At 64.8% G+C, this 14,388-nt stretch carries 13 protein-coding genes and 1 riboswitch; of the genes, 10 read left to right on the top strand and 3 right to left on the bottom strand.

All coding sequences use genetic code 11. From position 1 onward, the window contains the following. Positions 1-50: 50 nt before the first annotated feature. Positions 51-143: riboswitch (cyclic di-GMP riboswitch) on the bottom strand. Between the two features lie 72 nt (positions 144-215). Beyond that, a complete protein-coding gene (locus tag GGD90_RS01475) occupies positions 216-890 on the bottom strand; it encodes a Crp/Fnr family transcriptional regulator (protein WP_153115059.1) in 675 nt (224 codons plus the stop codon). Positions 891-1,160: 270 nt separating this feature from the next. On the opposite strand from GGD90_RS01475, the gene GGD90_RS01470 reads away from it, so the two are divergent. The 9 genes from GGD90_RS01470 (at position 1,161) to GGD90_RS01430 (ending at position 11,121) form a co-directional block, all read left to right on the top strand. Continuing rightward, complete coding sequence (locus GGD90_RS01470) at positions 1,161-3,128, top strand: AMP-dependent synthetase/ligase (protein WP_153115060.1); 1,968 nt, start codon at positions 1,161-1,163, stop codon at positions 3,126-3,128. Between the two features lie 37 nt (positions 3,129-3,165). Continuing rightward, entirely contained in the window at positions 3,166-3,951 is a 786-nt protein-coding gene (locus tag GGD90_RS01465) for an ABC transporter ATP-binding protein (protein WP_153115061.1), read from the top strand. Between the two features lie 16 nt (positions 3,952-3,967). Next, positions 3,968-4,861: a branched-chain amino acid ABC transporter permease gene (locus GGD90_RS01460; RefSeq protein WP_153115062.1), complete on the top strand. Its 894-nt coding sequence runs from the start codon at positions 3,968-3,970 to the stop codon at positions 4,859-4,861. Positions 4,862-4,910: 49 nt separating this feature from the next. After that, on the top strand, positions 4,911-5,978 hold the full coding sequence (locus GGD90_RS01455; protein ID WP_153115063.1) for a branched-chain amino acid ABC transporter permease: 1,068 nt from the start codon (positions 4,911-4,913) through the stop codon (positions 5,976-5,978). A 27-nt stretch (positions 5,979-6,005) separates the two neighbouring features. Beyond that, a complete protein-coding gene (locus tag GGD90_RS01450) occupies positions 6,006-7,346 on the top strand; it encodes an ABC transporter substrate-binding protein (protein ID WP_153115064.1) in 1,341 nt (446 codons plus the stop codon). Between the two features lie 144 nt (positions 7,347-7,490). Next, positions 7,491-8,324, top strand: a complete 834-nt coding sequence (locus tag GGD90_RS01445) for an ABC transporter ATP-binding protein (protein ID WP_153115065.1) — start codon at positions 7,491-7,493, stop codon at positions 8,322-8,324. A 33-nt stretch (positions 8,325-8,357) separates the two neighbouring features. Beyond that, positions 8,358-9,596, top strand: coding sequence for a phenylacetate--CoA ligase family protein (locus GGD90_RS01440; protein WP_153115066.1), 1,239 nt, complete (start codon positions 8,358-8,360; stop codon positions 9,594-9,596). Positions 9,597-9,728: 132 nt separating this feature from the next. Beyond that, positions 9,729-10,190: a hypothetical protein gene (locus tag GGD90_RS01435; RefSeq protein ID WP_153115067.1), complete on the top strand. Its 462-nt coding sequence runs from the start codon at positions 9,729-9,731 to the stop codon at positions 10,188-10,190. Between the two features lie 34 nt (positions 10,191-10,224). Further along, positions 10,225-11,121 carry an AEC family transporter gene (locus GGD90_RS01430; RefSeq protein WP_153115068.1) on the top strand — a complete coding sequence of 299 codons (897 nt, stop codon included), beginning with the start codon at positions 10,225-10,227 and terminating at the stop codon, positions 11,119-11,121. Between the two features lie 38 nt (positions 11,122-11,159). Here the strand turns inward: GGD90_RS01430 and GGD90_RS01425 are convergent, their stop codons facing one another. Next, entirely contained in the window at positions 11,160-11,603 is a 444-nt protein-coding gene (locus GGD90_RS01425; protein WP_153115069.1) for a PhaM family polyhydroxyalkanoate granule multifunctional regulatory protein, read from the bottom strand. Positions 11,604-11,717: 114 nt separating this feature from the next. Here GGD90_RS01425 and GGD90_RS01420 point away from each other — a divergent pair, with 114 nt between their 5' ends. Continuing rightward, positions 11,718-12,374, top strand: a complete 657-nt coding sequence (locus GGD90_RS01420; RefSeq protein WP_153115070.1) for a response regulator — start codon at positions 11,718-11,720, stop codon at positions 12,372-12,374. Positions 12,375-12,434: 60 nt separating this feature from the next. Here the strand turns inward: GGD90_RS01420 and GGD90_RS01415 are convergent, their stop codons facing one another. Further along, a complete protein-coding gene (locus GGD90_RS01415; RefSeq protein ID WP_153115071.1) occupies positions 12,435-14,369 on the bottom strand; it encodes an ATP-binding response regulator in 1,935 nt (644 codons plus the stop codon). Between the last annotated feature and the right edge of the window lie 19 nt (positions 14,370-14,388).

Genomic DNA, 14,388 nt, shown 5'->3' with positions numbered 1-14,388 from the left:
CCAGAGTGTCGCGACGCAAGTCTGGAGACGCTTGCTCGGCCGATGAGCGGCCCGGCAACCCCGCTAGCTTTGACGATGTGAACCTGTCAGTAGCCCGGTGGCTTTGCGTCCCCGGCTTTCGCGCGGGTTTGCCAAAGACGGACAGACCGGACGTTGTGACAAAAGGTTCAGAAAGGTTAAATAATGTTTTCCGGGGGTGGCGAGCCTCTGCGTACTCAGCTGCCGTAGCTGCGCAGCCCGGCCAGATCGAGCACGGTGACGCTGCCGTAATCGGCACGCAGCAGGCCGGCCTCGGCGAGCGTGCGCAGCGCCCGATTGACCCGTTGCCGCGAAATTCCGGCGAGGAAACCGAGTTCTTCCTGCGAGATCTGCAGGCGGGCACCAACGCCCGGATAGAGCACCGGGTTGAACAACGACGCCAGTCCGCGCGCCAGTCGCGCCTCGATGTCGAGCAGGCGCTCGTGTTCCATCAGCCCGATGAACTGGCCGAGGCGCTCGTTGAGCTGGACGATGAGGAAGCGGTTGAAGGCGATGCTGTGGTCGAGCAGCGACTGGAAGACCGCCCGGTTCATGAAGGCGATGCGCGACTCGCGCAAGGCAATGACGTCGTAGCGGCGCGGCTCGTTCTTGAGCAGCGACCCCTCGCCGAACCAGCCGCCGCTGGCGACGCCGGTGAAGGTGGTGGTCTTGCCGCAGATGCCGTCGCAGGTAATCTTGACCAGCCCCTCAACGACGCCCATCCAGTGTTCGACCGTTTCGCCGCGCCTGCACACATAAGCTCCGGCGGCGATGCTGCGGACGACAATTCCGGACTTGATTCTCTCCAGTTCTGCCGCCGGCAGATCGTGCGCCCAGGGCAGGCTGCCGAGCATCTCATCAAGCGAACGCATTTTTCCGAAAACCCCGTCAAATGTCGGTTGCGTGACAATTGTACCGCCGCTGACGTCTTAGACTGATCCTGCCATCATCCTTGCAGCAGGCCGTCAGCAGACTGCCCGCGCGGCAGCTGACACGAGGATGCCGGAGGAATTCAGCAGCACCGCAACAGGCCGGAATACGGCTAGAATCGAAACCATAAAAAGCCGACAGAAAGTCGGCAAAAAAACTTCGGCGCCCGGCTCCATGCCGGGCGAAAACAGACAAGGACCGGAGGAGACAAAATGCCGGAAACGGCCGCTTCGCAGGCGCTGGATACGTTCCCGCGCCTGCTCTGCCACCACGCTCGCGTGCGTGGCGGCAAGACCGCGATGCGCGAGAAGGATCTCGGCATCTGGCAGACGTGGAGCTGGAGCGAAGTCGCCGAGCGTGCCGGCGCGCTCGCCTGCGGGCTGGCCGAGCTCGGCTTTCGCCGTGGCGACAACCTCGCCATCGTCGGTGACAACCGGCCGAACCTCTACATGGCGATGGTCGCCGTGCAGTGCATCGGCGGCATCCCCGTTCCGCTCTATCAGGATGCGGTCGCCGAGGAAATGAAGTTCGTGCTGCAGGACGCCGGCGTGCGTTTTGCGCTGGTCGAGGATCAGGAACAGGTCGACAAGCTGCTCGAGATCAAGGACCAGCTGCCGCTGCTCGAGCACATCGCCTACGACAACCCGCGCGGTATGCGTCACTACACGCAGCCATTCCTGCACGACATCGAGGAGCTGATCGGTGTCGGCCGCGTGCGGCAGAAGGACCACCCCGACTTTCTGCCGGAAGAAATCGCGCTCGGCAGCGCCGACGACGTCGGCGTCATGCTCTATACCTCGGGAACGACCGGCAAGCCGAAAGGCGTCTGCCTGACGCACCGGGCGTTCATCAGCGCGGCGCAGGGCGGCGTCGAGTTCGACCGGCTGAGCGACGCCGAGGAAATCCTCTCCTACCTGCCGATGGCCTGGGTCGGCGACCACCTGTTTTCGCTGGCGCAGGCGATGCTGGTTGGCTTCGCCATCAACTGTCCCGAGTCGGGCGAAACGGTGATGACCGATCTGCGCGAGATCGGTCCGACCTACTACTTCGCGCCGCCGCGCGTTTTCGAGAACCTGCTGACGCAGGTGATGATCCGCATGGAGGATGCGAGTGCGCCCAAGCGGCGCCTGTTTCATTACTTCATGGACGTGGCGCGCCGTTGCGGCGCCGAAATCCTCGACGGCAAGCCGGTTGCCGGCGGTGATCGCCTGCGCTATGCGCTCGGCAATTTCTTCGTTTATGGGCCGCTGAAGAACGTTCTCGGCATGAGCCGCATCCGAGTTGCCTATACCGCCGGTGCGGCGATCGGTCCCGATCTCTTCCGCTTCTACCGCTCGATCGGCATCAACCTGAAGCAGCTCTACGGGCAGACCGAGACCTGCGCCTACGTCTGCCTGCAGCCCGATGGCGAAATCAAGTTCGACTCGGTCGGCAAGGCGGCGCCCGGCGTCGAGGTGAAGATCGCCGACAACGGCGAAATCCTCGTCAAGGGGCCGATGCTGCTCAAGGAGTACTACAAGCGCCCCGACGCCACGGCCGAGGCGATCAACGCCGACGGCTACTTCATGACCGGCGACGCCGGTTTCTTCGACGAGGAAGGCCACCTGAAGATCATCGATCGCGCCAAGGACGTCGGCAAGCTCGCCAACGGGGCGATGTTCGCGCCCAACTACATCGAGAACAAGCTCAAGTTCTTCCCCTACATCAAGGAAGCCGTGGCTTTCGGCCATCAGCGCGAGATGGTCTGCGCCTTCATCAATATCGACATCGGCGCGGTCGGCAACTGGGCCGAGCGGCGCGGCATCGCTTACTCGGGCTACGCCGATCTGGCAGCCAAGGACGACGTCTGCCAGCTGATCCGGCAATGTGTCGAAGAGGTGAATGCGCAGCTGCTCAGCGAGGGCATGCTCGCCGATTCGCAGGTGCATCGCTTCCTCGTCCTGCACAAGGAGCTTGATCCCGACGACGACGAGCTGACGCGCACGCGCAAGGTGCGGCGCGGCTTCATCGCCGAAAAGTACGCCGTGCTGATCGAAGCCCTTTACACGGGCCGCAGCTCGCAGTTCATCGAGACGCAGGTGCGTTTCGAGGACGGCCGCACCGGCCGCGTTGCCGCCGATCTGCAGATTCTCGACGCGAAGACCCTGCCCGTCGTAAGTCTCGTCCGTCAGGCCGCCTGAGCGCGCCCGTCCGTCCCAACGCCCACAGGAAAGCCCCATGAGTGGAAGAAAGATCGGCGACGTCATCCTCGACCTGCAGAACATCTCGCTGCGCTTCGGCGGCGTGAAGGCGCTCACCGACATCTCGTTCAACGTTCGCGAGCACGAGGTGCGCGCGATCATCGGTCCGAACGGCGCCGGCAAGAGTTCGATGCTCAACGTCATCAACGGCGTCTATCACCCGCAGGAAGGGCGCATCGTCTTTCACGGCGAGGAGCGGCGCAAGATGGAGCCGCACAAGGCGGCGAAGCAGGGTATTGCGCGCACCTTCCAGAACATCGCGCTGTTCAAGGGAATGAGCGTGCTCGACAACATCATGACCGGGCGCATCACCAAGATGCACGCCAGCTTCCTCGAGCAGGCGATCCACTTCGGGCGTGCGCGCCGCGAAGAGCTGGAGCACCGGCACAAGGTCGAGGAAGTGATCGACTTCCTCGAAATCCAGCACATCCGCAAGACGCCGGTCGGTCGCCTGCCCTACGGTCTGCAGAAGCGGGTCGAACTGGCGCGCGCGCTCGCCGCCGAGCCGACGATGCTGCTGCTCGACGAGCCGATGGCCGGCATGAACGTCGAGGAAAAACAGGACATGTGCCGCTTCATCCTCGACGTGAACGACCAGTTCGGCACGACCATCGTGCTCATCGAACACGACATGGGCGTCGTCATGGACATCTCGGACCGCGTCGTCGTCCTTGATTACGGCAAGAAGATCGGCGACGGCACGCCCGACGAGGTGCGCAACAACCCCGAAGTGATCTCCGCCTATCTGGGCGTGGCGCACTGAGCGAAACGGAGACGACATGCAATTCTTCATCGAAGTCCTGCTCGGCGGTCTGCTCTCGGGAGTGATGTACTCCTTCGTCGCACTGGGTTTTGTGCTGATCTACAAGGCCTCGGGCGTGTTCAACTTTGCGCAGGGGGCGATGGTCTTTGCCGCCGCGCTGACCTTTGTCGGCTTTCAGGAGATGGGGCTGCCCTTCCCGGCGGCGCTGCTGGCGGCGTTCGCGGTGATGGTCGTTCTCGGCATCGTCACCGAGCGCGTCGTCCTGCGGCCGCTGGTGAACCAGCCGCCGATCACGCTGTTCATGGCAACGATCGGCCTCACCTACGTCATCGAGGGCCTGGCGCAGGGCGTCTGGGGCGCCAACGTGCGCGGCCTCGAACTCGGCATCGAGGACGTTCCGGTGCAGTGGCTGATGGATTCGACCGGCATCGGCGTGTCGACCTTCGACCTCTTCGGCGCCGGCGTCGCCGCGCTGCTGGTGACGCTGCTGGCGCTGTTCTTCCAGTACACGCGCATCGGCCGCGCCCTGCGCGCGGTCGCCGATGACCACCAGGCGGCGCTGTCGATCGGCATTCCGCTGCAGACGATCTGGCGCATCGTCTGGGCCGTCGCCGGTTTCGTCGCGCTCGTCGCCGGTCTGATCTGGGGCGCGCGCAACGGCGTTTCCTTCTCGCTCACCTTCACCGCGCTGAAGGCCTTGCCTGTGCTGATCCTCGGCGGCTTCACCTCGATTCCCGGCGCCATCGTCGGCGGCCTGATCATCGGCTCGACCGAAAAGCTCGCCGAGGTCTATCTCGGCGAATACGTCGGCGGCGGCATCGACTCGTGGTTCCCCTACGTCATGGCGCTGGCTTTCCTGCTCGTCCGCCCGGAAGGGTTGTTCGGCGAGAAGCACATCGACCGTGTCTGACCAACGCTGATCGCACCCACTTTGCTCCTCTTTCGCGCAAGGGAAACCGATGCTCTACCGTGAAGCCGGCCAGTTCAAGACCAGTTATGCCGCCGACCAGCAGATCTTTCCGATCCGCCAGGACCGCATCGGCATCCTGATCATTCTCGCCATCGCCTTCTTTGCCGTGCCGATGCTCTTCTCTGAGTACTGGCTGAAGGCGATCCTGATCCCCTTCCTGATTTTTTCGCTGGCCGCGCTCGGCCTGAACATCCTCACCGGCTATGCCGGCCAGCTGTCGCTCGGTTCGGCGGCGTTCATGGCGGTCGGTGCCTTCGCCAGCTACAACTTCATGCTGCGCGTCGACGGCATGCCGATCCTGCTCGCCTTCATCGGTGGCGGGCTGGCGGCGGCGGCAGTGGGCATCGCCTTCGGCCTGCCAAGCCTGCGCATCAAGGGTTTCTATCTGGCGGTGGCGACATTGGCGGCGCAGTTCTTCATCGTCTGGCTGCTGACCAAGGTCGGCTGGTTCTCCAACTATTCGTCGTCGGGTGTCATTACCGCGCAGGACATGGAGATACTCGGCTACCGCTTCGTCACGCCGGAAGCCAAGTATCTGCTGGTGCTGGCGATCGTCGTCGTGCTCGCGTTGCTGGCCAAGAACATGGTCAGGAGTTCGGTCGGGCGGGCGTGGATGGCGGTGCGCGACATGGACGTCGCCGCCGAAGTGATCGGCATCCGCATCATGCATACCAAGCTGCTTGCCTTTGCCGTCAGCTCTTTCTACTGTGGTGTGGCAGGCGCGCTTTACGCTTTCGCCTACATCGGCACGGTGGAACCCGAGGGCTTCAGTCTCGACCTGTCGTTCAAGATCCTGTTCATGATCATCATCGGCGGCGTCGGCTCGATTTCGGGCGCCTTTCTCGGTGCCGCCTTCATCGTCTTGTTACCGATCGCGCTCGACGTGATCGTGCAGCAATGGCTGGCCGGTGTGCTGCCGCCCAGCGTCAGTTCCAATCTGCAGTTGATCGTCTTCGGCGGTCTGATCATCTTCTTCCTGATCGTGGAACCGCACGGTCTGGCAAGACTGTGGCAGATCGGCAAGGAGAAGTTGCGCCTCTGGCCTTTCCCGCACTGACATAAAAACCTCTTGGAGGAGACACGGATGAAAACGAAAACCCTGAGCAAGACCCTGGTCGGTTCCGTCATCGTCGGCGGCCTGCTGGCAACTGCCGTCGCCGATGCCTTCGCGCAGGCGAAGGAGCAGTTCATCGGCCTGCCGAGCTACCGCGTCGGCGCCTACGCTGCCGGCGGTTCCGGCGTCTTTGGCGGCTGGATCGACTACATGGCGATGATCAACGAGCGCGATGGCGGCGTTGGCGGCGTCAAGCTGACCTGGGAAGAGTGTGAGACCGAATACAACAACGCGCGCGGCGTCGAGTGCTACGAGCGGCTGAAGAAGAAGGGCTCGACCGGCAATTCGGTGTTCCAGCCGGTGTCGACCGGCATCACCTACTCGGTGCTCGACAAGGTCGTCGCCGACAAGATTCCGATGGTGACGATCGGCTACGGCCGCACCGACGCCGCCGACGGCCGTGTCTTCCCGTGGGTCTTCCCGATGATCACCACCTACTGGAGCCAGGCGACGACGATGGTGAAATACATCGGCTCGAAGGAAGGCGGCATCGACAAGCTGAAAGGCAAGAAGATCGTCTACCTCTATCACGACTCGGCTTTCGGCAAGGAAGGTCTCAGCGTGCTCGAAAAGCAGTCGCAGAAGCATGGCTTCAGCTTCGTGCCGCTGCCGGTGGCGCATCCGGGTAACGAGCAGCAGTCGCAATGGCTGAAGATCCGTCAGGAAAAGCCTGACTGGGTGATCCTCTGGGGCTGGGGCGTGATGAACCCGACGGCGCTGAAGGCCGCCGCCAAGACCGGCTATCCGCGCGAGAAGATGGTCGGCGTCTGGTGGTCGGGCGCCGAAGAAGACGCGATCCCGGCCGGCGATGCCTCGAAGGGCTTCACCGCCGCCGGCTTCAACGTTGCCGGCCCGAACTATCCGGTGATCAAGGCGATCCAGGACAAGGTCTACAAGCAGAACAAGGGCAACATGGAAGACAAGTCGCGCATCGGCTCGGTCTATTACAACCGCGGCGTGGTGCACGGCATCATTACCGTCGAGGCGATCCGCACGGCGCAGGGCAAGTACGGCAAGCGGCCGCTGTCCGGCGAGGAAATGCGCTGGGGCTTCGAGCATATCGACATCGATGCCAAGCGCCTGAAGGAACTCGGCGCCGAAGGCTTCATGCCCAACCTGAAGATCACCTGCGCCGATCACGAAGGCTCCGGCCTCGTCAAATACCAGCAGTGGGACGGCAAGCAGTGGAAGATCGTTTCCGACTGGATCGAGCCTGACCGCGAAATGGTGCGCGGCATGATCGAGGAGTCGGCGGCGAAGTACGCCAAGGAAAAGGGCATCACGCCGCGCGATTGCAGCAAGGAAGGCTGAGCGGCTGACGGCGTCGCGCACCGGCCGCGCTAGCCCGCGGCCGGTGCAGCGCAGGGGGCGCGCTGCTCCCTGCCCACCGGTCTGCCGGCCGGATGCCTCCTGCCTGCTTGCCCATCTCTCCAAAATTTTCGTGACGGTCATTCCATGACGACATCGACGCCGGCGCCGGCTGCGCCCGAGCGCTATCTATCGGTCAACAACATCGAGGTGATCTACGATCACGTCATCCTCGTGCTCAAGGGCGTCTCGCTCGAAGTGCCCAAGGGGCGCGTGGTTGCGCTGCTCGGCGCCAACGGTGCCGGCAAGTCGACGACGCTGAAGGCCATTTCCAATCTGTTGCACGCCGAACGCGGCGACGTCACCAAGGGCGCCGTCGAGTTCAAGGGCAATCGGGTCGACCAGCTGACACCGAACGAACTGGTCAAGCGTGGCGTCATCCAGGTGATGGAAGGTCGCCACTGCTTTGCGCACCTGACGCTCGAGGAAAACCTGCTTACCGGCGCCTATACGCGCGGCAGTGCGCGTGGCGAAATCCGCGACAGCCTCGAACGTGTCTACCACTTTTTCCCGCGCCTCAAACAGCGGCGGATGACGCAGGCCGGCTACACCTCGGGCGGCGAGCAGCAGATGTGCGCGATCGGCCGGGCGCTGATGGCCAAGCCCGAGATGATCCTGCTCGACGAACCGTCGATGGGGCTGGCGCCGCAGATCGTCGAAGAAATCTTCGAGATCGTGCGCGACCTCAACCGCAGCGAGCAGGTGAGCTTCCTGCTCGCCGAGCAGAACACCATGGTCGCGCTGCGCTATGCCGACTTTGGCTACATCCTCGAGAACGGCCGTGTGGTCATGGAAGGCGAGGCCAGCGATCTGGCGTCGAACGAGGACGTCAAGGAGTTTTACCTGGGGCTTTCCAGCGCCGGGCGCAAGAGTTTCCGCGATGTCAAACACTATCGCCGGCGCAAGCGCTGGTTGTCCTGAACCGCGCCTGCCATCGACTGCCTGCGAGCCGCCATGAGCCATTACGATTCCCTTGAAACCCGTGCCCCCGCCGAACGCGAAGCGGCGCTACTCGCCGCTTTGCCGGGGCAGGTGGCGCATGCGCAGGCGCGCTCCGGCTATTTCAGCCAGCGCCTCGCCGGCGTTGATGCCGCGGCGGTGAACTCGCGTGCGGCGCTGGCCGAACTGCCGGTGACGCGCAAGAGCGACCTGATCGAGCAGCAGCGCACGCAGCCGCCTTTCGGTGGGCTCAATGCCACGCCCGTGGCCGGTCTGGCGCGGGTCTTCGCGTCGCCGGGCCCGATCTACGATCCGGAAGGGCGCGGCGACGACTGGTGGCGCTTCGCGCGGGCCTTGCACGCCGCCGGCTTTGCCGCCGGCGATCTGGTGCACAACACTTTCTCGTATCACTTCACGCCGGCCGGTTCGATGCTCGAAGGCGGCGCGCAGCGCCTCGGCTGCCCGGTCTTTCCCGCCGGCATCGGTCAGACCGAGCAGCAGGTGCAGACCATCGCCGACCTGCGCCCGGCGGCCTATGTCGGCACGCCGTCGTTCCTGCGCATCATCCTCGACAAGGCCGACGAACTCGGCAGCGACGTCTCTTCGCTGAAAAAGGCGCTGGTGTCGGGCGAAGCCTTGCCGGCCTCGCTGCGCCAGTCGCTGCAGGCGCGCGGTATCGTCGTGCGCCAGGCCTATGCCACGGCAGACCTCGGCATGATTGCCTACGAAAGCGAAGCCGAAGAGGGGCTGGTGCTCGACGAAGGCGTACTGCTCGAAATCGTTCGTCCCGGTACCGGCGATCCGGTCGCCGAGGGCGAAGTCGGCGAAGTCGTCGTCACCAGCTTCAACCCCGACTATCCGCTGATCCGCTTTGCCACCGGCGACCTGTCGGCAGTGCTGCCCGGGGAGAGCCCCTGTGGGCGCACCAACGTGCGCATTCGCGGCTGGCTCGGGCGTGCCGACCAGACGACCAAGGTCAAGGGCATGTTCGTGCATCCGGCACAGGTGGCGGAAACCCTGCGCCGCCATCCGCAGATCGTGCGCGCGCGCCTGGTGGTCGATAACGACAGCGGTGCCGATCGCATGACGCTCAACTGCGAGGTCGATCAGGCGCATGCCTCGCCGGAACTCGGTGCGGCCCTCGTCGTCAGCATGCGCGAGGTAAGCAAGCTGCGCGGCGAAGCCACTTTCTGCGCGCCGGGTTCGCTGCCCAACGACGGCAAGGTAATCGAGGACCGGCGCCGCTACGACTGAGCCACTGCCAGCGGGCTCGGCGCGAGCGCGTTGCCGCCGTAAAATCGGGGTTCTGTCGCCCCCGATTGTCCTGCCATGCCGATTTGTCAGTCCGCGCGCTTCTTGCGCGCCGCCAGCGTTTGCAGCCTCAGCGTGTCGCTGGCCGCTATTTCTCCGTGGGCCACTGCGCAGGCCACTCAGCTCCCGCCGGCAGCACGCGCTCCGCAGGTCGGCGATTGTGCGATCTTCCGTGAGGGCGGCGTCGGGCAAGTCCTGAAAACGGCGACCTGGTGGCTGCGCGGAACGCTCACCGAGGTGCGCCGCGAACAACGTCGCGCTGCTGTTTGCCCGCGCTTTGACAAGCCGCGACAGTCCTACACCCCGGCCGACTGGTCGCGGCTGGCGGCAGCGCTGCCCTGCGTCAGCAGCCCCGCAGCCGTGCGCGATGTCGAGGTGTGGCGCGTCACCTTGCGCGCCGACGCCTGGGAGACGCCGTGGACGCACGCGCATGGCGACAACGGCTGGCTGTTCCGCGGCCAGTTCCTCGAACAGTCATTGCGCGCCGGCGTCCTGATCGACATGGACGCCAGCTGGCTCGAACGCTGCGAGGAATGAACATGCTGCGCGCAAACTTCAGCGAAAGCGCCTGATGTCGACAGCGCTGCTGCTGCTTCCCGACTTCGCCCTGATCCTGCTCGGCGCGCTGATCCGCCGCGGCATGCATCTGGGCGACCACTTCTGGAGCGGGCTGGAGAAGCTCGTCTACTTCGTGCTTTTCCCGGCGCTGCTGGTCAACGCCATCATGCGCACGCGGCTGGATCTCGCCGTCGCCGCGCCGCTGCTCCTGACGGCGATGGCCACGCTCGGCGCCGGCATGCTGCTGGCGCTGGCCATGCGCCTGCTGTTCAAGCTGCCGCCGATGGTCTTTGCCTCGATCTTCCAGTGTGGGTTCCGTTTCAATTCGTATATCGGACTTGCCATCGCCGGCATGCTTTACGGCTCGTCGGGAATCGCGACGATGGGGTTGGTCGTCGGCGTCACCGTGCCCTTCGTCAATCTGGCGGCGGTATTCATGCTGGCGCGCCACGGCGAGGCCAGCCTGTGGCGCGAAGTCGCGCGCAATCCGCTGATCTGGGCGACCGCAGCTGGACTCGTGCTCAATCTCGCGGGTTTCGTGCCGCCGCAGCCGCTGGCGGCCTTCCTAGGTCGCCTGTCCGATGCAGCGATCGCGCTCGGCCTGCTTGCCGTCGGCGCCGCACTGCGCTGGCGCGGCCAGCCAGGCGTGCGCGTCGCGTCGTTCTACCTTTTGCTGGTCAAATTGCTGGCGCTGCCGCTGATTGCCGTGCTCGTTGCGCGCGCTTTCGGCCTGCAGGGAATCTACTTCGAGACGGTGGTGCTCTTCGCCGCCCTGCCGACAGCATCGTCGGCGTACATCCTGGCGATGCGCATGGGCGGCGACGGCGTCAGCGTCGCCTGGCTGATCTCGGCGTCAACGCTGGCATCGATGCTGACCTTGCCGTTCTGGGCGGGGTGGCTGGCGGGCTGATCGGGCGCCGGGCGCGGCAGCATGCGCCAAGCGCCGCATCAGCCGCGCGGCTTGGCGTTCTCGGCGCTGTTCTCGCCCGCTGCACCGGCGTCTTTTTCTGCGCCGGCTTCGCTTTGCGCGTTGAGGTTTTCCTGCATCTGCTGCATCAGATGCCACGGCCACAGGGCAGCTTGCGCGAAGGCTTCGCTACCCGAGCCTTCGCCACCGGCCGGCGATTTGTCGGCGGTCTCGCCCGACGCCATGGCGCTCATCGTACGCACCGCATTGAGCGTCACACATTGCATCTCGAGGCTCTGGATCGTCATCTGCAGCATCGACAGATTCATTTTCAGCCAGCCCTCGACCGCTTTCAGGTCGTTGATCCGCTTGCCGAGTTCGTCGACGTCAAAAGTGGGCGTCACCATGCCCGGCAGCGAGAAGCCCATCGCTCCCCAGAAGTTACGGACGAAGTCGATCGGATCCTTGCTCGGGTCTGCTGACATGCTGCCTCCTCGGCCGTGGTTCGCTGCATCTTAGCAAATATCGCAGGCAGCCCGGCGCGCTGCTGCGCGAAATGCTAAAGTGCTACCGGTCTGGCGTTACTCAATTCGGTAATCATGCTCAAAATACTCGTCGTCGAAGATCACGCGCTGGTGCGCGAAGGACTGGTTCGCACTCTGCGCCAACTGGATCAGGAAGTTCTTGTGCTGGAGGCGGCAGACTGTGACTGCGCCGGCAAGCAACTCGAGCAACATGGCGATCTGGACATGATCCTGCTCGATCTCGGATTGCCGGGCGTCGACGGGCTGACTTGTCTCGGCATCATCCGCGGCCGCTATCCGACCATTCCCGTCGTCATCGTTTCCGCCTACGACGACGCGCTTACGGTCGGTCGGGCGCTGAAGGGGGGCGCGTCCGGCTTCGTGCCGAAGGCCTACTCCGGCGAGCGCTTGCTGGCGGCGTTGCGCGAGGTGCTCGACGGCGGCATTTTCACGCCGGACAAGTCGATGCCGCTGAAGCTTGGCACCGATCTGCCGGTGCAGTCGATCGGCGGTAGCGCCGACCCCTCCGAGTTCGGTCTGACCGAGCGTCAGGTCGACGTGCTCTCGCTGATGGTGCGTGGCAAATCGAATCGCGACATCGGTACCCGGCTCGGCCTGACCGAAGGCACGGTGAAGATTCACATCACCGCGATCTTCAAGGCGCTCGGTGTTTCCAGCCGGACGCAGGCGCTGGTCGCCGTCAATCGCTTCGGCATCCGGCTGCAGCGCTGAGTCTGCCGGAACGCGTCGACACATTCGCGGCGTTCGGCTGCTTCGGCCGGCGCTTCACCCTTATTCCAGCGGCTGCACCCGCCCCGGCCGGGTGGGCTCGGCGGCGCCCTTGTCGCGGTCCGCGCTGCTCAGCAGTTGTGCCAGCAGTGCGCGCAGCTTGGCCGGGCGCAGGGGCAGTGGCAGCCGGTGGGCGCCGGCCGGCAATCTGCCGTCGCCGCCAAGGACGATCAGCGGCAGTGTCACTCCCATCGCTGTCAGCTCCGCCAGCTTCCCGGCTTGCGCGACGATGACCGTCTGACCGTCGGCAGGGGTTTCCACACCGACTTCAGTGGTGCTGAGATCCTTGCAGGTGTAGCCCCAGCTCTCGGCCAGCACGGCAATATTCTGCAACTCGGGTGATTCGGGCTGCAGCAGCAGCAGACGCAGCAGCGGCGACTTTTCCGCCGGCGTGCGCGCCGCGCTTGCTTCTGTGCTGCCTGGGGTGTTGCCTGCCGCTGACAGCGGCAGCGTCACCGCGAAGACCGATCCCTGACCCGATTGGGAGCGCAACTCGATGCGTGTGTCGAGCAGTCGCGCCAGGCGGCTGACGATGGCCAGCCCGAGGCCAAGACCTTCTCCGCGGACACGCGCGTTGTTGCCGACCTGGAAGAACTCCTCGAAAACCGCTTGCTGATGCTCGCGTGCAATGCCGATACCGCTGTCGCGCACCTCGATGCGCAGATTCCTGCCGCGCTTGCGTGCAGCAACGAGAATGCCACCGCGCCGCGTGTAGCGGATGGCGTTGGCGATGAGGTTGGTGAGCAGCCGTTCAAGCAGGACCGGGTCGCAGAACAGTTGCGCGCCGCTTGGCCGGAAACGCAGGCGCAGGCCGGCATCGCTCGCGCTGCGCGCGAAACGCGCTTCGAGCCGCGTCAGGAGCTCGTTCAGGGCGATGTTCTCCGGCTGCACGGCGACGCCGCCGATGTCGAGACGGGAGATGTCGAGCAGCGCGTCGAGCAGACCGCTCATCGCTTCGACCGACTCGGCGACACGCTCGGAGAGCTGGCGCAGGCGTTGCTGATCCTGCATTTCCGCGGCGCGTTGCAGGTCGGCTGAAAAGAGTGACAGCGCATGCAGCGGTTGGCGCAGGTCGTGGCTGGCGGCGGCAAGGAAACGCGACTTGGCGACGCTGGCGCGTTCGGCCTCGTCTTTCTTTGCCTGCAGTTCACGCGTCGCTTCGCGGATGCGCGCCTGCAGCAGCGAGCGACCTTCGCTCAGCGCTTCTGCCATGGCGTTCATACCTTCTTCAAGGCGCTGCAGGTCGCCGCCGCTGGTCGCGGGAACGCGCGCCTCGAGTTCGCCGCGCTGGATGCGCGCGACGGCCTGTTCCAGTCGCAGGATCGGTTGCGTCACCTGCCGGCTGAGGACGAGCGCCAGTCCGCCGCCGAAGGCGAGCACGAGCAACGACGACAGCAGCGTGAAGAAGAGCGCTTCCCGCTTGCGTTGCTCGGCGGCGTCGCGCGAAATCTCAAGCGTGATCCAGCCGATCGTTCCCTGTGGTGCACGCTTGGCGGTGATGCCCGCTGTTTCGGCGACAAGCGGGTCGTCAACGTCGTAGCGCGGCGCGAAAATCGGGGCGGCGAAGACGATCCGTCGGGCGGTGTCGATCAGGATCAGTGGCTGGTTGTCGAGTGGAATCGGCTGCAGCCTGGCGGGCGCCGAGCCGCCGCTGGCGATGGCCGTCCCCTCGCCGTCGAAGATTGCGGTGGCGACGACATTCGGTTCGTCCAGTGCCGTCAGCGCAATGTTGCGCAAGGCGTCGCGATCACGCGAGTAAGTGCTGAATTCGGCGACTGCCGCGAGTTGGCGCGACAGGCCGATGCCGTAATCGCGCAGGTCGCGCTCGAACTCGCTGCTCGTGCGGTAGCCGAGATAGCCCGCCAGCATGATGGCGATGGATACCGCCGGCAGCAGCGCGAGAAGCAGGACGCGGGTGCGAATCCCCCAGTTTTTCACGGTGTCGGCAGCATCGGCA

The organism is Rhodocyclus tenuis (genome assembly GCF_014197755.1).
GTDB classification, from domain to species: domain Bacteria; phylum Pseudomonadota; class Gammaproteobacteria; order Burkholderiales; family Rhodocyclaceae; genus Rhodocyclus; species Rhodocyclus tenuis.
This window is presented reverse-complemented; position numbering and strand designations above follow the sequence as displayed.